Origin of the sequence: Aquabacterium humicola (genome assembly GCF_030167915.1) — a bacterium.
Classification (GTDB): domain Bacteria; phylum Pseudomonadota; class Gammaproteobacteria; order Burkholderiales; family Burkholderiaceae_C; genus Pseudaquabacterium; species Pseudaquabacterium humicola.
Genome location: NZ_JARGNB010000012.1, coordinates 13,960 through 30,268, shown reverse-complemented (window position 1 = coordinate 30,268; position 16,309 = coordinate 13,960). Strand labels below are relative to the sequence as shown.

At 69.4% G+C, this 16,309-nt stretch carries 19 protein-coding genes and 1 pseudogene; 10 read left to right on the top strand and 10 right to left on the bottom strand.

Going from position 1 to position 16,309, the window contains the following annotated elements:
* Position 1: 1 nt before the first annotated feature.
* From ligK to P1K89_RS30970, 8 genes are all read left to right on the top strand, one after another.
* Positions 2 to 685, top strand: coding sequence for a 4-carboxy-4-hydroxy-2-oxoadipate aldolase/oxaloacetate decarboxylase (ligK, locus tag P1K89_RS31005; protein WP_284620421.1), 684 nt, complete (start codon positions 2 to 4; stop codon positions 683 to 685).
* A gap of 95 nt (positions 686 to 780) precedes the next feature.
* Entirely contained in the window at positions 781 to 1,695 is a 915-nt protein-coding gene (locus P1K89_RS31000; protein ID WP_284620420.1) for an NAD(P)-dependent oxidoreductase, read from the top strand.
* Position 1,696: 1 nt separating this feature from the next.
* The gene (locus P1K89_RS30995) at positions 1,697 to 2,611 is read left to right on the top strand and encodes an amidohydrolase family protein (RefSeq protein WP_284620419.1); all 915 of its coding nucleotides are present in this window, start codon (positions 1,697 to 1,699) and stop codon (positions 2,609 to 2,611) included.
* 3 nt (positions 2,612 to 2,614) lie between these two features.
* Positions 2,615 to 3,028 (top strand): protocatechuate 4,5-dioxygenase subunit alpha, encoded by a 414-nt coding sequence (ligA, locus tag P1K89_RS30990; RefSeq protein WP_284620418.1) that lies wholly within the window; start codon positions 2,615 to 2,617, stop codon positions 3,026 to 3,028.
* Positions 3,028 to 3,873, top strand: a complete 846-nt coding sequence (locus P1K89_RS30985; RefSeq protein WP_284620417.1) for a class III extradiol dioxygenase subunit beta — start codon at positions 3,028 to 3,030, stop codon at positions 3,871 to 3,873. The genes ligA and P1K89_RS30985 overlap by 1 nt, the downstream gene beginning before the upstream one ends.
* Positions 3,873 to 4,832: a Gfo/Idh/MocA family oxidoreductase gene (locus P1K89_RS30980; protein WP_284620416.1), complete on the top strand. Its 960-nt coding sequence runs from the start codon at positions 3,873 to 3,875 to the stop codon at positions 4,830 to 4,832. Before P1K89_RS30985 ends, P1K89_RS30980 begins: the two co-directional genes overlap by 1 nt.
* A gap of 62 nt (positions 4,833 to 4,894) precedes the next feature.
* Complete coding sequence (locus P1K89_RS30975) at positions 4,895 to 5,500, top strand: helix-turn-helix domain-containing protein (RefSeq protein WP_284620415.1); 606 nt, start codon at positions 4,895 to 4,897, stop codon at positions 5,498 to 5,500.
* Positions 5,497 to 6,045: a GNAT family N-acetyltransferase gene (locus tag P1K89_RS30970; protein ID WP_284620414.1), complete on the top strand. Its 549-nt coding sequence runs from the start codon at positions 5,497 to 5,499 to the stop codon at positions 6,043 to 6,045. Before P1K89_RS30975 ends, P1K89_RS30970 begins: the two co-directional genes overlap by 4 nt.
* Before the next feature lie 21 nt (positions 6,046 to 6,066).
* On the opposite strand, the gene P1K89_RS30965 is transcribed toward P1K89_RS30970, so the two are convergent.
* The 3 genes from P1K89_RS30965 to P1K89_RS30955 form a co-directional block, all read right to left on the bottom strand.
* Complete coding sequence (locus P1K89_RS30965; RefSeq protein ID WP_284620413.1) at positions 6,067 to 6,300, bottom strand: hypothetical protein; 234 nt, start codon at positions 6,298 to 6,300, stop codon at positions 6,067 to 6,069.
* Between the two features lie 114 nt (positions 6,301 to 6,414).
* Entirely contained in the window at positions 6,415 to 8,961 is a 2,547-nt protein-coding gene (locus tag P1K89_RS30960; RefSeq protein WP_284620412.1) for an Ig-like domain-containing protein, read from the bottom strand.
* Between the two features lie 110 nt (positions 8,962 to 9,071).
* Complete coding sequence (locus P1K89_RS30955) at positions 9,072 to 10,001, bottom strand: nucleoside hydrolase (protein ID WP_284620411.1); 930 nt, start codon at positions 9,999 to 10,001, stop codon at positions 9,072 to 9,074.
* A gap of 165 nt (positions 10,002 to 10,166) precedes the next feature.
* Here P1K89_RS30955 and P1K89_RS30950 point away from each other — a divergent pair.
* Positions 10,167 to 10,514, top strand: a pseudogene (locus tag P1K89_RS30950) (helix-turn-helix domain-containing protein); the annotation flags it as partial.
* A 31-nt stretch (positions 10,515 to 10,545) separates the two neighbouring features.
* The gene (locus P1K89_RS30945) at positions 10,546 to 10,815 is read left to right on the top strand and encodes a hypothetical protein (RefSeq protein ID WP_284620510.1); all 270 of its coding nucleotides are present in this window, start codon (positions 10,546 to 10,548) and stop codon (positions 10,813 to 10,815) included.
* A 228-nt stretch (positions 10,816 to 11,043) separates the two neighbouring features.
* Here P1K89_RS30945 and P1K89_RS30940 read toward each other — a convergent pair whose 3' ends face one another.
* The 7 genes from P1K89_RS30940 to tmk form a co-directional block, all read right to left on the bottom strand.
* Positions 11,044 to 12,117, bottom strand: coding sequence for an asparaginase (locus P1K89_RS30940; RefSeq protein WP_284620410.1), 1,074 nt, complete (start codon positions 12,115 to 12,117; stop codon positions 11,044 to 11,046).
* 205 nt (positions 12,118 to 12,322) lie between these two features.
* Complete coding sequence (locus P1K89_RS30935) at positions 12,323 to 12,559, bottom strand: hypothetical protein (protein ID WP_284620409.1); 237 nt, start codon at positions 12,557 to 12,559, stop codon at positions 12,323 to 12,325.
* A 160-nt stretch (positions 12,560 to 12,719) separates the two neighbouring features.
* Complete coding sequence (locus P1K89_RS30930; RefSeq protein ID WP_284620408.1) at positions 12,720 to 13,364, bottom strand: ankyrin repeat domain-containing protein; 645 nt, start codon at positions 13,362 to 13,364, stop codon at positions 12,720 to 12,722.
* Complete coding sequence (locus P1K89_RS30925; RefSeq protein WP_284620407.1) at positions 13,361 to 14,167, bottom strand: TatD family hydrolase; 807 nt, start codon at positions 14,165 to 14,167, stop codon at positions 13,361 to 13,363. Before P1K89_RS30925 ends, P1K89_RS30930 begins: the two co-directional genes overlap by 4 nt.
* A gap of 52 nt (positions 14,168 to 14,219) precedes the next feature.
* Complete coding sequence (locus P1K89_RS30920; RefSeq protein WP_284620406.1) at positions 14,220 to 14,615, bottom strand: PilZ domain-containing protein; 396 nt, start codon at positions 14,613 to 14,615, stop codon at positions 14,220 to 14,222.
* Positions 14,612 to 15,679 carry a DNA polymerase III subunit delta' gene (gene holB / locus P1K89_RS30915; protein ID WP_284620405.1) on the bottom strand — a complete coding sequence of 356 codons (1,068 nt, stop codon included), beginning with the start codon at positions 15,677 to 15,679 and terminating at the stop codon, positions 14,612 to 14,614. The genes P1K89_RS30920 and holB overlap by 4 nt, the downstream gene beginning before the upstream one ends.
* 2 nt (positions 15,680 to 15,681) lie before the next feature.
* Complete coding sequence (tmk, locus tag P1K89_RS30910; RefSeq protein ID WP_284620404.1) at positions 15,682 to 16,302, bottom strand: dTMP kinase; 621 nt, start codon at positions 16,300 to 16,302, stop codon at positions 15,682 to 15,684.
* Between the last annotated feature and the right edge of the window lie 7 nt (positions 16,303 to 16,309).

Here is a 16,309-nt window from a genome sequence, read left to right as displayed (position 1 = left end):
GATGTACGAACTGGGTGTCGTCAAGCGCAACATCGTTCGCGCGGACCGTACGGCGGCCGATGCGCTGGCCCGCTTCGGCTCGGCCACGGTGCACGAGGCGATGGGCCGCGTCGGCCTGATGAAGCCGTACATGCGGCCGATCTACGCCGGAGCGCGCATCTCGGGCACCGCGGTGACGGTGCTGCTGCATCCCGGCGACAACTGGATGATGCACGTCGCGGCCGAACAGATCCGCGACGGCGACATCGTCGTCGCCGCGGTCACGGCCGAGTGCACCGACGGTTATTTCGGCGACCTGCTGGCCACGTCCTTCCTGGCCCGCGGCGCGCGCGGCCTGGTGATCGATGCCGGCGTGCGCGACGTGCGCGACCTGACCGAGATGGGCTTCCCGGTGTGGAGCCGCGCGATCAGCAGCAAGGGCACGATCAAGGCGACGCTGGGTTCGGTGAACGTGCCGGTGGTCTGCGCCGGTGCGTGGGTGAACCCGGGCGACGTGATCGTCGCCGACGACGACGGCGTGGTCTGCGTACCCGCCGCGATGGCCGTGGCCACCGCCGAAGCCGCCGCCCAGCGCGAGGCCAACGAGGCCGACAAGCGCGCCAAGCTCGCTGCGGGCGTGCTGGGGCTGGACATGTACAAGATGCGCGAGCCGCTCGAGAAGGCCGGGCTGCGCTACATCGATTGACCGAGGGATAGATGTCGTTGGAGACCCGTGAATGAAGTCTTTGAAGACCCTCGTCGCGCTGGCGTCGCTGGACTGATCGACGAAGGAGCGATCCGATGGACGCGCTGCAGTGGCATGTCGGCATCGTCGGCTACGGCGAGGTCGGCCGCATCCTGGCCGAGGACCTGCGCGCACGCGGCGTCGCGGTCAGCGCGTTCGACCTGAAGCTCGCTGGCGACGGCGCTCAGGCGATGCGGGCCCACGCCGCGCAGCACGGCGTCGCGCTGGCCGGCTCGCATGCCGAGATCGCGCGCGATGCCGATCTCGTGCTGAGCGCGGTGACCGCCAGCCAGGCGGTGGCGGTCGCCGAAGCTGTCGCGCCGGCGATCCGGCGCGGCGCGTTCTTCCTGGATTTCAACTCCGCATCGCCGGGCGCGAAGATTCGTGCCGCCGGACTCGTGGACGCGTCCGGTGGACGTTACGTCGAGGGTGCGGTGATGACCTCGGTGCCGCCGTACCGCATCCGCGTGCCGCTGCTGCTGGGCGGCGGCCATGCCTCGGAGCTCGCGCCGGCGCTGCAGGCGCTGGGCTTCGCACCGAAGATCGCCAGCGAGCGGCTCGGCATCGCGTCGGCCACCAAGATGTGCCGCAGCGTGATGATCAAGGGCCTCGAGGCGATGATCATCGAGAGCTTCACCGCGGCGCGCCACTATGGCGTGGAGGACCAGGTGCTGGCGTCGCTCGCCGAGACCTTCCCCGGCATCGACTGGGAGAAGCAGGGCGCCTACTTCTTCCAGCGCGTGATCGAACACGGCCGGCGCCGCAGCGAGGAAGTGCGCGAGGTGGCCGTCACCGTGCGCGAGGCCGGGCTGGAGCCGTGGTCGGCCGCCGGTACGGCCGAACGCCAGGCCTGGATCGCGGACCTGGCCGACGCCGGTCTCTTCGGCGAACGCGGCACGCCCGGCTTCGCCCGCAGCGCCGACTGGCGCACCGAGGCCGACCGCATCCTGGCTCAGCTCAAGAAGGATTGAGATGGCTTTCGAAAAGACGCCTGGCTGGCTCGACTGGTACGCCGGTCCGAGCAAGCCGCGCTTCGTGCTGCCGCCAGGCAGCGTCGATGCGCACTGCCATGTGTTCGGACCGGGCGACGAGTTCCCCTTCGCCCCCGAGCGCAAGTACACGCCCTGCGACGCGTCCAAGCAGCAGCTCTTCGCGCTGCGCGACCACCTGGGCTTCGAGCGCAACGTGATCGTGCAGGCCACCTGCCACGGTGCCGACAACCGCGCGATGGCCGATGCCTGCCGGGCGTCCGGCGGCAAGGCCCGCGGCGTGGCGACGGTCAAGCGCAGCGTCAGCGACGCCGAGCTGCAGGCGCTGCACGAGGCCGGCGTGCGCGGCGTGCGCTTCAACTTCGTCAAGCGCCTGGTCGACTTCACGCCGAAGGACGAGCTGATGGAGATCGCCGGCCGCATCGGGAAGCTCGGCTGGCATGTCGTCATCTACTTCGAGGCGCAGGATCTGCCGGAGCTGTGGGACTTCTTCACCGCGCTGCCCACGACGGTCGTCGTCGACCACATGGGCCGACCCGACGTCACGAAGCCGGTCGACGGCCCCGAGTTCGAGCTGTTCGTGAAGTTCATGCGCGAGCACCCCAACGTCTGGAGCAAGGTCAGCTGCCCCGAGCGGCTGTCCGTGTCGGGCCCACCCGCACTGAACGGCGAGCAAGCCGCCTACCGCGACGTCGTGCCCTTCGCGCGTCGCATCGTCGAGACCTTCCCGGACCGCGTGCTGTGGGGCACCGACTGGCCGCATCCGAACCTGAAGGACCACATGCCCGACGACGGCCTGCTCGTCGATTTCATCCCGCACATCGCCACCACGCACGAGTTGCAGAAGAAGCTGCTGGTCGCAAACCCGATGCGCCTGTACTGGCCCGAGGAGGTCTGAGCCATGTCGCTCGACAAACCCTACAAGGACGTGCCCGGCACGACCATCTTCGATGCCGAGCAGTCGCGCCTCGGCTACCACCTGAACCAGTTCTGCATGTCGCTGATGAAGGCCGCGAACCGCGAACGCTTCAAGGCGAACGAGCGGGCGTACCTGGACGAGTGGCCGATGACCGAGGACCAGAAGCAGGCCGTGCTCGCACGCGACCTCAACCGCTGCATCTCACTCGGCGGCAACATCTACTTCCTCGCGAAGATCGGCGCCACCGACGGCAAGAGCTTCCAGTACATGGCCGCGACGATGACCGGCATGTCGCAGGAGGCCTACGCGAAGATGATGCTCAACGGCGGGCGCTCGCCGGAAGGCAATCGGTACATCGGCGAGCAGCCGGCGACGCAGAAGAAGGAAGGTGCCTGATGGCCCGCATCACCGCGAGCGTCTATACGTCTCACGTCCCGGCGATCGGCGCCGCGCTCGACCTCGGCAAGAGCGCCGAACCCTACTGGCAGCCGGTGTTCAAGGGCTACGAGCCGTCGAAGCAGTGGATGCGCGACCACCGGCCGGACGTGATCTTCCTCGTCTACAACGACCACGCCAGCGCCTTCAGCCTGGAGATGATCCCCACGTTTGCGATCGGCTGCGCGGCCGAGTTCAACCCGGCCGACGAGGGTTGGGGACCGCGTCCGGTGCCCAAGGTGATCGGCCATCCGGAGCTCGCGTCGCACATTGCGCAGTCGGTGATCCAGGACGACTTCGACCTCACGATCGTCAACAAGATGGACGTGGACCACGGCCTCACGGTGCCGTTGTCGCTGATGTGCGGCCAGCCCGACGCGTGGCCATGCCCGGTGATCCCGTTCGCGGTCAACGTGGTGCAGTACCCGGTGCCTTCCGGCCGGCGCTGCTTCATGCTGGGCAAGGCGATCCGCAAGGCCATCGAGTCCTTCGACGAGGACCTCAATGTGCAGATCTGGGGCACCGGCGGCATGAGCCACCAGCTGCAGGGTCCGCGGGCCGGCCTGATCAATCGCGAGTTCGACAACGCGTTCCTCGACCGCCTGATCGCGGACCCCGAGGGGCAGGCCGCGGTGCCGCACATCCACTACGTGCGCGAGGCGGGCAGCGAGGGCATCGAGCTGGTGATGTGGCTGATCGCGCGCGGCGCGATGGCCGAAGGGCGCACGCCGACGGTGGTGCATCGCTTCTACCACGTGCCGGCATCGAACACGGCCGTGGGGCACCTGATCCTGGAGAACACCTGATGAGCAAGACGATCAAGGTCGCGCTGGCCGGGGCCGGCGCGTTCGGCATCAAGCACCTCGACGCGATCAAGCTGATCGACGGGGTCGAGGTCGTATCGCTGGTCAGCCGCGAGCTCGACAAGACCCGGGAGGTCGCGGCCAAGTACGGCATCGGGCACTGCACGACCGAGCTCGCCGACAGCCTGGCGCTGGCCGAGGTGGATGCGGTGATCCTGTGCACGCCGACGCAGATGCACGCCTCGCAGGCCATTGCCTGCCTGAAGGCCGGCAAGCATGTGCAGGTGGAGATTCCGTTGGCCGACAGCTGGAAGGACGCGCAGGCGGTGGTCGAGCTGCAGAAGCAGAGCGGCCTCGTCGCCATGTGCGGCCACACCCGGCGCTTCAACCCCAGCCACCAGTGGGTGCACAGGAAGGTGGTGTCGGCTGACTTCAACATCCAGCAGATGGACGTGCAGACCTACTTCTTCCGCCGTACGAACATGAACGCACTGGGCCAGCCTCGAAGCTGGACCGACCACCTTCTGTGGCACCACGCGGCGCACACCGTCGACCTGTTCGCCTACCAGACCGGCGCGCCCATCGTGCAGGCCAACGCCATCCAGGGCCCGATCCACCCGGTGCTCGGCATCGCGATGGACATGTCGATCCAGCTGAAGAGCGCCAGCGGCGCGATCTGCACGCTGTCGCTGAGCTTCAACAACGAGGGCCCGCTCGGCACCTTCTTCCGCTACATCGGCGACACCGGCACGTACATCGCGCGTTATGACGACCTGGTCGACGGCAAGGACCAGAAGATCGACGTCTCGCAGGTCGATGTCTCGATGAACGGCATCGAGTTGCAGGACCGCGAATTCTTCGCGGCAATCCGCGAGGGCCGCGAGCCGAATGCCAGCGTCGCGCAGGTGCTGCCGTGTTATCAGGTGCTGCACCGGCTGGAGGAGCAGCTCGGGCGCAGTTGACGCGCGTTCTGCCCGCCGGGGGTTGACGGCCTCCTCCAGCATGATGGACACTTTCTTCCATCATGAAGGATGGATCAGACGCCCGCGACGTCCACCGCCGCATCGCCCGCCGCGTGCGAGAACTGCGGGCCGAACGCGGGCAGTCGCTCGACGCACTGGCCACGCATTGCGGCGTCAGCCGCTCGATGATCTCGCTGATTGAGCGCGGCGAGGCCAGCCCGACGGCCGTCGTGCTCGAGAAGTTGGCGACCGGCCTCGGCGTGATGCTCGCCGACCTGTTTGCCGAACCCGGCGCGCGCGATGCGCAGCCATTGGCGCGCCGGCGCGACCAGGCCGAATGGCGCGATCCGCAATCCGGCTACCTGCGTCGCAATCTGTCGCCGGCCGCCTATCCGTCGCCGCTGCAGCTGGTCGAGGTGGAATTCCCGGCCGGTGCCCGCGTGGCCTACGAAAGCGGCCCGCGGGATGTCGCGATCCACCAGCAGATCTGGCTCATCGCCGGCACGCTGCACATCACGCTGGGTGACACGTCGCACGAGCTGGCCGCGGGCGACTGCCTCGCGATGCGGCTCGACCGACCGATCGTCTTCTCGAATCCCGGCCGACGGGCCGCGCGCTACCTCGTCGCGATCACCACCGACACCCACGTCTCTCGGAGAACCGCATGACCGCCGCCCCGATCATCAGCCGCCTCGACTCCTCGGCAGACCACGACGCGGCGATCGACCAGCTGAGCGACGTGCTGATCGATTGCGTCGACGGCGGTGCGTCGGTGTCCTTCATGTGGCCGCTGCCGCGCGACCATGCACGGGCCTTCTGGCGCGGTGTGCTGCAAAGCGCCGCGGCGGGCGAACGCATCGTGCTGGTGTCGCGGGATGCCGACGGGCTGATCGACGGCACGGTGCAGGTGGTGCTGGCACAGCCCGACAACCAGCCGCACCGAGGAGACATCGCCAAGATGCTGGTGCACCGGCGTTCGCGCAAGCGGGGGCTGGGCGCGGCCTTGATGACGGCGGCCGAAGAGGCCGCGGCCCTCGCCGGCAAGGACCTGCTGGTGCTCGACACGGTCACCGGCGGCGACGCGGAGCGTCTGTATGGCCGGCTCGGCTGGCAGCGCGTCGGCGAGATTCCCGGCTACGCCTTGTGGCCGCGCGGGGGGCGCTGCGGCACGACGCTGTACTTCAAGACGGTGGGTGAGGGCGCGATCGACTGAGCGCGCCGCCCGAGGCCGGCTTCAACCCTTGGCCGGGTTGTCCGCTTCCTTGCAGCTCGGCGAACAGACGAACTGCGCCTTGCCCAGCAGGCGGCGCGATTTCAGTGCGCTGCGCGGCCGATGCTTGCCGCAGAGGAAACAGGACATGGTGGCCGCGCCGAACGCGCCGGCCGCCGTGAACGGGGAACCGGGCGTCTTGCTGCGATAGCGCAGACCGTCGGCGTCGATGGAGGTCTTGGTGTCGGCTTTGGACATGGGCGGGTGCTGAGGCGCGGTCCGTCGAAGCAGGGCGCTTCAAGCAGGCAAAGACCGACCGGTGCACATTATGCCAGTTGTCGAAAAATTTGACATAACGAGTCCCGGATCGGTTCAGCCCTCGAACGGGAGATAGGCCAGACCGGTGAGCGCGAGGCCGGCGAGATCGATCTGCGCGACGTTCTGCGCCGATTCCGCGGCGAGCCAGGTCAGCGCGCCCGGCGACAACTCCCCGCGGTCCAGCAGGCCGACAAAATGAGCGAGCGAGGCGGCATCCGGCGTGCCGCCGATGACGTTGCCCCAGAGCTCGGTCACCAGGGCCGCATGGCTGCTGCCGCCGGCCAGCGCGGTGAACTCGGCGGTGGACACCGCGAGCCCCGCGAGCGCATCGGGCGCCATGCCGCTGTCGGCGAACGCCAGGCCGATGCCGACGATGGTCTTGTCGGCGAGCGCCGCCTTGCCGAACACGGCGCCGACGATCTTCGCGACGGTGCCGGCGGCACCGCCCAGGTCGAGCGCGAGCCCCTGGTCGGTGAAGTCCAGGCGCTCGATGCCGGTGGTGAGGTCGTTGCCCTCGTCGCCCGTCAGCGCCTTGATGCGCCATGCGGCACCGTCGGCCGTGATCTGGTACTTCGCGCGATCGAGGCTGTAGGCCGCCGTGTCGACACCATCGCCGCCGCGCAGGTCGTCGTCACCCTGGGCGCCGCGCAGACGATCCGCGCCACCGACGCCGTCCAGCCGATCGTTGCCCTGGCCGCCCAGCAGGTCGTCGGCGCCTGCGGTCCCGCGCAGATCCAGCGCGGCCGGCGGCGCGACCGTCGTGAACTGCACCTTTACCAGCGTCGACGTGCCGTTGCCTGCGAGGTCCTTCAGCGTGCCGGCGCCGAGCTCGAGGCGGTAGGTCGTCCCGAGCAGCAGATCCGCGGTCGGGTCGATGACCAGCTTATCGCCATCGAAGTGCACGCGCGGGCTCGAAGCGACGGCGAACTGCTCGATGGTGCGGCCGTCGTTCGCCTTCAGGTAGATCGTCCCGCTGCCGGCGACCACCGACTCGCTGAAACGCAGCTGCAGATCGGCGCCGACGGCGGCACCGCTGCTGCCGTTGGCCGGCGACGCCTCGACCAGCACCGGGGCCGTCTTGTCCGGCGCGGCAACGGTCGTGAAAGTGTGCGACACCACGCCGGCGTAGGCATTGCCGGCCTGGTCGAGCACGCTGCCTGCCGGCAGGTCGAGCCGGTACGTCGTCCCGTAGGCCAGCGCATTGTTGGGATCGATCGTCAACGTCGCGCCGGAAAAGACCAGGCGGGAACTGCTGGCGGCGTCGAAGGCCTGCACCAGCGTGCCATCGGCCTTCTTGAGCTCGATGCGGCCGCTGCCCGCGCGCACCGATTCGCTGAAGACGATCTGCAGGTTGTCGGCGATCGCGAAACCCAGCGCATTGGCGCTGGGCGAGAAGCTGATCGCCGTCGGCGCGACGAGGTCGGGCGGCGGCGCGGTGACGAAGTCGTAGTCGGCCAGGCCGCCATAGGCATTGCCGGCGGCGTCTCGCACCGCGCCCGCCGGCAGCTCGAGCCGGTAGGCGGTGTCGTAGGACAGCGCCACGCTGGGCGTGATGGTCAGCAGGAGGCCGTCGAAGCTGACGCGCGGCGAGTTGGCCACGGCGAAGGTCTCGACCGTGACCCCACTGGCTGTCTTCAGCACGATCGAGCCGCTGTTCGCGTAGACGCTTTCGTCGAAGCGCAACGTGATGGCCGACGACGTCGACACGCCGGTCGCGCCATCGGAGGGGCTGACCGCGACCAGGCGCGGCGCGGTCGTGTCAGACGGTGCCGGCGCTGGGGCAGGGCTCGGGCTGGGAGCGGGCGAAGGACTCGGACTCGGACTGGGGCTCGGACTCGGGCTTGGGCTTGGGCTGGGGCTCGGGCTGGGACTGGGCGCCGGTGCCGGCGCGGGTGTCAGCGTCAGGCCATTCGTGCTGTTGTAGCCCCAGGTGCCGCCGAGCCCGTCGCCCCCGTAGATCCAGGCCAGCGCCAGCAGGTCATAAGCCTGGAATGTGCTTTTGTTGGCGCCGGCGTGGGTATAGGACATCACCGTGTTGTTGGTGTTGTCCTCGGCCGCAGGCAGGTTGTTGTTGCCCGAGAAGGGATGGTCGAGGCCGAGCGCATGGCCGATCTCGTGCAGCAGGTACTCGTAGGCCTCTTCACCTGCGTCCGGATCGACGTTGGTCGCCGCCCATTCGGCGTCGTCGAGGTAGATGTACGCCTCGGCGCTGAACGAGGTCAGGTTCTGGCCGCTCTGGCCGTAGCTGCGGCTCGTCTGGCACAGGCCGACCGTCGTCGCGCCAGTCAGATTGGCATTGGCGAAATGGAAGTCGGCCTTCGTCGGATCGCTGGTCTCGACGAAGTTGATGCCGGTGATGCCGGCGCAGTAGCTCAGGATCGCGCGCGCCGCGGCCGCCTGGTCGGCGTTGAAGGCCATCGGCGAGCCATCCGGCGCCGCGGCGTTGATCTGCGAGCCGATCGTGAAGGTGAAGTAGAGCGTGTTAGCCGCCGGCGTGATGTCCGGCGTCAGGTAGTTCCAGTTCGCGAACGTGCCGAACAGGGCATCGGCGCGGTAGTCGCCGGAGGTCTGGACGTTGAGGGCTTCGGAAACGGTAGGCATGTTGCGCGCGGGAAGGGGATGGCGGGATTCTTCGTCCTATCGACCCCGCGACGCGGCAGCTTGACCGTCGTCCGCGCGACGCCTTGCACGGCCGGCGGCCGTGCCGTGTTTCATTCCCCGAGTCGTCGCAGCGCGCCCGCGACCCGCGCCAGCAGCGCCGGCGCATCGACCCGGGTGATGACGTCGGCTTCGCCGCTCTCGCCGGACGCGGAGGCGGCCTCGTCGACGAGCAGCCGTCCCTCGGCGGTGCGGTCGCGCCATTCGACGCCCACCCGGTGCCGGCTGCCGCCGAAGAGTTCCGGCGCGAAGACCGCGGCCACCGGACAGACATCGTGCAGCAACGGATCGACGCCGCTGTAGGCGCGCAGCATCGTGTGGGCGGCAGCGGCCGCGGCGCCGGGCAGCGCGGCGAGCGAGTGAATCCACTCGGCGCTCATGCGCGCCTGGTTCGTCACGTCGAGCCCGAAGATGCGCAGCCGAGCGCCGCTGGCGAGCACGATCTGCGCGGCCAACGGATCGGCCCAGAAGTTGAACTCCGCCTGCGGCGTGACGTTGCCCGGACAGAAGGCGGCGCCGCCCATGATGTCGATCTGCGCCGCACGACGCAGGATGCCGGGCGCCTGCAGCTCGGCACAGGCCAGGTTCGTCAGCGGGCCGAGGGCGATCAGCCGCAGGCCGGCCGAGTCGTCCGCGCCCAGCGTCTGCAGCAGCACCTCCACCGCGTGACCGGGCGCGATCGCGCCGCGCAGCGGCAACACGGCGCCTCCGAGGCCGTCGTCGCCATGCACGAGGTTGTTCCGGTCGGCGGCTTGTGCCAGGGATCTCGCGCAGCCGGCGTAGACCGGAACGTCATCGGCGCCGGCGAGGTCCATCACGCGGCGCGCGTTCACCGCGGTCTGCGCCGCGGGGCGGTTCCCGGCGACCGTGGTCACCGCGCGAATGTGCAGCGCCGGCGTCCCGGCCGCCAGCAGCAAGGCCAGCGCATCATCGATGCCGGGGTCGCAGTCGATCAGGACGGGGATGGGTGTCGGAACGGTCATCCGGCAAGGCTAACGCCTGGATGGCCGTTCCGACGGCCGTTCCGATGGCGACCAATCTAATTTGACATAACAATCATTGTCGATTGTTATGTTGTAGGCGCCGATTAGTAATGTCGTGTTTTCGCCAAGTAGAACTGTCGCATCGGGAGCTCGGCGGGAGCGGCGATGACGGCAGTGGCGACGATCACGATGAGCATGCGTGAAGTGGATCGGCTCAAGACGATCCAGGCGGTCGAGGACCGCATGCTTCGAGTGGGCCAAGCGGCGCGGCGGCTTCGGTTAAGTCGCAGGCAGCTTGAGCGGCTGTTGTTGCGGTACCGGGCCGAAGGCCCCATGGGCGTGGTTTCACGCAACCGTGGGCGGCCGAGCCACAACCAGCTCGAGCCTGGCCTCGCGCAGCGCGCTCTGAGCTTGATCCGGCAGCGTTACGAAGACTTCGGGCCGACCTTGGCGTGCGAGAAGCTGCGCGAGTGCCACGGCTTGGTGCTGAGCAAGGAGACCGTCCGGAAATTACGACCGGCTGTCGACCCTGGATTCCGGCGCTGTGGTCGAGAACAAGCGCCTGGCCATGACGCTCGAAGTCGCCAAGGCCATTCAGGAGCAGCGTGACGACTGGCGGCGCAGCGTGGTGTCTCGAACGCACCGCGGCGAGCCGGCCAATGCGAACCACGCCGAGCGGCGCCCCGGCACCAAGACGCAACGCGCCTTTACCGCGCAGGACATCCGCGCTGTCGTCGAAGAGGTGTGCTCGGGCAAGAAGCCGAAACCGACGTTTGCACCGCGAAAGCCGAGCCCTGCCCTCACCGCGCACTGAACACGGACTTGCCCACCGTCGGCGTTTGCGTGGCGGACCGCCACGCCGCCGGTGGACAAGGTCCTGCACCGAGCGCTGCGCTCAGCCCCGATGCGACACTTCAACTTAGCCAGCGGGGCGACATTTCGACTTGGCCTTGACATATGGCCAGGCCGCCGTGGCCGGCCGCCGACGGACGACGCCGATTGCTCGACGCCACCCGAACGAGACGGCCTGCGCCTGCGCCCCTCAATACTCCCAGAAGATGCGCTGCAGTTCCTTCGGATCGGCCGTGCGTGTCAGCGCGACGGCCGCCAGGATCTTCGCCTTCTGCGGATTCAGGTCGTGTGCGACGACCCAGTCGTACTTGTCGTCGGGCTGCTCCGAGTTGCGCAGCACGAAACCATCGCCGACGCGGGACGACCGGATCACCTGCAGGCCCTGGCTGCGCAGGCTGCGCAGCTTGTCGACCGCGTAGTTCGCCACCGAGCCGTTGCCGGTGCCGGCGTGGATCACGGCCTTGGCGCCGCTGCGCTGCACGGCGTCGTAGAGCTCGAGCGCCATGTTGCCGGCGCCGTAGACGATCTGGACATCCGGCAGGCTGTCGATCTTCTCGATGTCGAACTCGCTCGTGGCCGTGTGGCGCTTGGCCGGCAGGCGGAACCAGTACGTGCGGCCCTCGACCACCATGCCGAGCGGTCCCCACTGGCTGCCGAAGGCGCTGGTCTTGATGTTGATGCGCTTGGCGACGTCGCGGCCGCTGTGGATCTCGTCGTTCATCGCCACCAGAACGCCCTTGCCGCGGGCGTCGGCGCTGCCGGCGACGACCACCGCGTTGTACAGGTTCAGCATGCCGTCGGCGCTCATCGCGGTGCCCGGGCGCATCGAGCCGACCACCACCACCGGCTTGTCGCTGCGCACGACGAGGTTCAGGAAGTACGAGGTTTCCTCCAGCGTGTCGGTGCCGTGCGTGATGACGATGCCGTCGACCGCCGGGTCCTTCGCCAGCGCCGCGACACGTTTTCCCAGCGCCAGCAGCTTGTCGTTGGTGAAGCTCTCGCTGGCGATCTGGAACACCTGTTCGCCGCGCACCTGGGCCACCTCGGCCAGCTCCGGCACGCCGGCGATCAGCTTGTCGACCGGCACCTTGGCCGCCTGGTAGGTCGCGCTGTTGACCACCGACGCGCCCGCTCCGGCGATCGTGCCGCCGGTGGCGAGCACGACGACGCGCGGCTTGGCGGCCTGCGCGGCGGCGATCGATGCAGACAGGGCGAGCAGCAGCGTGGCGGCACTGCGGGCGGCGAAGGAACGCAACTCGAACATGGGGTCTCCTGTGTAGGGACCCGATCAAGTGCAGGGACCATGCCAATCGGCACTCGGCAACGATCGGCAGGCGCCTTCAGAGGAAACGGCGCGATCGGACGACCGGCGCTTGCGCGGAAATCCGCCAGAAGCGGCGGTGCGCATGGGTGGAAAGCGATACACCACCCTCGTCGCGGCCGAGGCGGCCGCGACGCGAGATCGGGGATCAGTTCAGGCCGTCGCCGACGTCCGGCTCGTCGATGTCGGCATCGATCGCGTCGTCGAAGTCGGCCAGCTCGCGGCCGCGCACCGGCTTGGCGGCGGGAATCATCGGCTTGTCCAGCGGCCGGCAGATGCGGCGCTGCAGGCGTTCGAGGCGATCCGAGTGCTCGATGCTGGCGAGGACCTGTTCCGGGTCCAGCAGCAGGGCAAACGGGTTGGCAATCGGTTGCAGCGTCGACATGGCGGCTCCTTGGCTCGGGGCGTCGCGTCGGCTGCAAGACCGGTGGCGACGGTGTACCGAAACTTTAGGAGTTGTTGCGAAGAAGCTGTAGTCGGCCGCGGCCTGAGAACCGTGTCGGATTTCCGCTGACAGCCGCGTCGGCGGTCCGCAATGACTTTCGTCAGCGGGCCACCTGCCCCAGTTGCGCGGCGAGCTTGTCGCGTCCGCCCAGTTTCGCGAAGTCGGCGGCCGCCAGGTCGAGCTGGTTGCGCAGCGTCGCATTGGCGCCGCGCTGCAGCAGCAGTTGCGCAGACTGCTCGTTGCCGTAGCGCGCGGCCATCATCAGCGGCGTGGTGCCGTTGGGCGAGCGGGCGTCGATGCGGGCCCCGCGCGCCAGCAGCCATTCCACCGCCTTCGGCTCGGGGCCGGTGGCCGCGTAGTGCAGCGGCGTCCAGCCGTCGCGGTTCACCTGGGCGCCCCGTTCGACCAGCTTCGGCAGCCAGTCCAGGTGGCCGCGCATCGCGGCCATCATCAGCGGCGTCTCGCCGGTAGCGTTGGCGGCGTCGACCTGCACCTGCGGCGCCTGCATCAGCAGCTCGGCGACCTTCATCGCACCGTCGCGCAGGCTCAGGTACAGCGCGACGTTGCCGTCCTCTGCGCGCGAATTCGGGTCGAAGCCGCGCTGGAGCAGCGCCCGCACGGCATCGGCGTCGTCGAGCTGCACGGCCTTGAAGAAGTCCTCGTAGGAACCGGCGCGGGCGGCGCGGGTGGCCATCAGCCCTGCCGGCAGCGTGGCGATGAGCAGCGAACGGCGACGACGGTTCATGACAGGGTCTCCGGTGTCGGCAGCCCGAACAGGCGCTCGAAGTTGCGGCTGGTCGCGGCGGCCACGGCCTCCAGGTCCAGGCCCTTCACCGCCGCCACCTGCTTCGCGACGTGCGGCACGTAGGCCGGCGAGTTGGTCTTGCCGCGGTACGGCACCGGCGCGAGGTAGGGGCTGTCGGTCTCGATCAGGCAGCGGTCCAGCGGCACGAAGCGCGCTACCTCGCGCAGGTCCTCGGCATTCCGGAAGGTCAGGATGCCGGAGAACGAGATCATGAAGCCCAGGTCCAGCGCGGCGCGGGCGACCTCGGCGGTCTCCGTGAAACAGTGGAAGACGCCGCCGGGCCCGCCGTCTGTCGCCCCGCCCTGCTCCTCGCGCAGGATCGCCAGCGTATCGGCCGACGCGCTGCGGGTGTGGATGATCAGCGGCAGCCGGCTCTCGCGCGCGGCGCGGATGTGCACCCGGAAACGCTCGCGCTGCCAGGCCATGTCGTCGACGCTGCGGCCGTTCAGGCGGTAGTAGTCGAGGCCGGTCTCGCCGATCGCCACCACCCTCGGCTCGCGTGCCAGCTGCAGCAGGCGGTCGAGCGTCGGCTCCTCGATGCCCTCGTTGTCCGGGTGCACGCCGGCGGAGCACCAGAAGTTGTCGAAGCGCGTGGCGAGGCCGTGCACCGCCGGGAATTCCTCCAGCGTCGTGCAGATGACCAGCGCGCGGTCGACCTTCGCTGCGGCCATCTCGGCACGAATGTGGTCGATGTTCCCGTGCAGCTCAGGGAAGCTCAGGTGGCAATGGGAGTCGACGAACATGGAAGGCGGGCAACGGTGTCGCGGCGGGCGAGGCGCCCGCCGGCAGCAGGCGTCAGACGGTCTGCGTCGGCTTCGACGACTGGATCGACGTGCCGAGGATCTCCTCGATCTTCAGCTTCAGCAGGCGCGTCTTCTCGTCGGCCGGAAAGCGCACGCCGACACCCTGGGTGCGGCCGCCGGAGGCATTGGCCGGCGTGATCCACGCGACCTTGCCGGCGACGGGATAACGCTGCGGATCGTCCGGCAGCGACAGCAGCAGGTAGATGTCCTCACCGAGGCGGTACTCGCGTGTCGTCGGCACGAACAGACCGCCGTCGCTGAGCAGCGGGATGTAGGCGGCGTAGAGCGCGCCCTTCTCGCGGAACACCAGCTGGATGACGCTCGGCCGCGCGGCCGCCGCGGCGGCGGGCGCTGCGGGGGCGGGAGGGCGGCCGGGATTGATCGTCATCGCGCCGAGTGTAGGGCAGGCGCCGTGCCTGTTTCAGCCCACAAGGCCTCAGCCTGCGTGACCAAGGACTCGATCAGCAGCGCGGCGTTCCACGGATGTTCGTCGTGCCGCGCGGCGCGCAGCAGCGCCTTCTGCCAGTCCACGAGCCGCCCGATGTCCGGCGCGGCGGGCCAGCGGCTGGCGACGAAGAAGCGCGGCGCGCCGCCCGCGGCGCGTGCCTGGAGGTCGTGCGCGAGCTTGAGCAGCAGGTCGATCACCCGCGGCAGCGGCCGGCCGACGAAGGGTGCGGCCTCACCGGCGGCCACCAGCATCGGCAGCTCCGCCAGCAGGCGCGACTCGAAGCCTTCGGCCGCCAGGTCCAGCGCTTCCAGCGGGCTGCCGCCGGCCAGCGCCAGCAGCAGCGGTGCGTCGGCCACGCCCTGCGCCTGCAGCCAGGCGACCGCCTGGTCCGACGGCGGCGCGGCCAGCTGCACGCGTTGGCAGCGGCTGCGGATCGTCGGCAGCAGGCGCTCGGCATCGGTGCTGGTCAGCAGCAGCTTCAGCCCGGGCGCCGGCTCTTCCAGCGTCTTCAGCAGCGCGTTCGCCGACGGCCCGTTAAGCGCATCCGCCGGGTGCAGCAGCAGCACCTTGCCGCGGCCGCGGCCGCTGGTCTGGTGCGACCAGTCGATCGCCTGCCGCACCTGCTCGATGCGGATGTCCTTGCTCGGCTTGGCGTCGGACTTCGAACCGCCCTCGTCCTCCGACAGCCAGTTCAGCCGCACGCGCCAGGCCTCGGGCACGACGGCCAGCAGGTCCGGATGCGCGCGGCGGCGCACCAGGTGGCAGGCCGCGCAGCGACCGCAAGGTCCCCGCGGCGTCGGGTCCTCGCACAGGTGCGCCTGCGCGAGCAGACCCGCCAGCTCCAGCTGTCCCACACCGGCCTGGCCAACCAGCAGCAGCGCGTGCGCCTTCTGCAGCGCCTTCGCGCGCTTCATCGGCTCGACGAGCCACGGCAGCGGCCAGGCGCCCTGCTCGTCGGCGCCGAGCAGCAGCGGGTCGTTGCGGCGGGGGTTCGTGGTCGCCATGCCTACCACCAGGAATGAGCGGCCAGGGCGGCCTCGACCTGCTGCCACACCGCCTCGCGCTCGTGGTCGGCATCGATGCGCACGAAGCGCTGCGGCGACTGCGCGGCCCGGGCGGCGTAACCACTGCGCACACGCTCGAAGAAGTCCAGCGTCTCCCGCTCCAGGCGATCGGCATCGCGCGCGGCCCCGCGCCGCGCGGCGGCCACATCGGCCGGCAAATCGAACCACAGCGTCAGGTCGGGCTGGCGGCCCTCCTGCACCCACTGTTCGAGCTGCGCCAGCACGCTCAGGTCGAAGCCGCGGCCCGCGCCCTGGTAGGCGAACGTGGCGTCGGTGAAGCGGTCGCAGATCACCACCGCGCCGCGCGCCAGCGCCGGCTCGATCACCTGGCGCAGGTGGTCGCGGCGGCCGGCGAAGACCAGCAGCGCCTCGGTCAGCGCGTCCATGTCGTCGCGGTGCAGGAACAGCTCGCGCACCGACTCGGCCAGGCGCGTGCCGCCAGGCTCGCGCGTCAGCACGACCTCGCGCTGCTGCTGGCGCACCCAGTGCGCCAGGGCGGCGATGTGCGAGGACTTGCCCGCGCCGTCGATGCCCTCGATGGTGATGAAGCGCCCTCTTCGCATCAGGTTC

Coding starts and splice junctions, on each gene's coding strand:
- P1K89_RS30955 (WP_284620411.1), bottom strand. CDS start 10,001: ATGACCGTTCCGACACCCATCCCCGTCCTGATCGACTGCGACCCCGGC.
- tmk (WP_284620404.1), bottom strand. CDS start 16,302: ATGCGAAGAGGGCGCTTCATCACCATCGAGGGCATCGACGGCGCGGGC.
- P1K89_RS30935 (WP_284620409.1), bottom strand. CDS start 12,559: ATGTCGACGCTGCAACCGATTGCCAACCCGTTTGCCCTGCTGCTGGAC.
- P1K89_RS30980 (WP_284620416.1), top strand. CDS start 3,873: ATGAGCAAGACGATCAAGGTCGCGCTGGCCGGGGCCGGCGCGTTCGGC.
- P1K89_RS30985 (WP_284620417.1), top strand. CDS start 3,028: ATGGCCCGCATCACCGCGAGCGTCTATACGTCTCACGTCCCGGCGATC.
- P1K89_RS31000 (WP_284620420.1), top strand. CDS start 781: ATGGACGCGCTGCAGTGGCATGTCGGCATCGTCGGCTACGGCGAGGTC.
- ligK (WP_284620421.1), top strand. CDS start 2: ATGTACGAACTGGGTGTCGTCAAGCGCAACATCGTTCGCGCGGACCGT.
- P1K89_RS30960 (WP_284620412.1), bottom strand. CDS start 8,961: ATGCCTACCGTTTCCGAAGCCCTCAACGTCCAGACCTCCGGCGACTAC.
- P1K89_RS30995 (WP_284620419.1), top strand. CDS start 1,697: ATGGCTTTCGAAAAGACGCCTGGCTGGCTCGACTGGTACGCCGGTCCG.
- holB (WP_284620405.1), bottom strand. CDS start 15,679: ATGGCGACCACGAACCCCCGCCGCAACGACCCGCTGCTGCTCGGCGCC.
- P1K89_RS30925 (WP_284620407.1), bottom strand. CDS start 14,167: ATGTTCGTCGACTCCCATTGCCACCTGAGCTTCCCTGAGCTGCACGGG.
- P1K89_RS30930 (WP_284620408.1), bottom strand. CDS start 13,364: ATGAACCGTCGTCGCCGTTCGCTGCTCATCGCCACGCTGCCGGCAGGG.
- P1K89_RS30975 (WP_284620415.1), top strand. CDS start 4,895: ATGAAGGATGGATCAGACGCCCGCGACGTCCACCGCCGCATCGCCCGC.
- P1K89_RS30965 (WP_284620413.1), bottom strand. CDS start 6,300: ATGTCCAAAGCCGACACCAAGACCTCCATCGACGCCGACGGTCTGCGC.
- P1K89_RS30970 (WP_284620414.1), top strand. CDS start 5,497: ATGACCGCCGCCCCGATCATCAGCCGCCTCGACTCCTCGGCAGACCAC.
- ligA (WP_284620418.1), top strand. CDS start 2,615: ATGTCGCTCGACAAACCCTACAAGGACGTGCCCGGCACGACCATCTTC.
- P1K89_RS30920 (WP_284620406.1), bottom strand. CDS start 14,615: ATGACGATCAATCCCGGCCGCCCTCCCGCCCCCGCAGCGCCCGCCGCC.
- P1K89_RS30940 (WP_284620410.1), bottom strand. CDS start 12,117: ATGTTCGAGTTGCGTTCCTTCGCCGCCCGCAGTGCCGCCACGCTGCTG.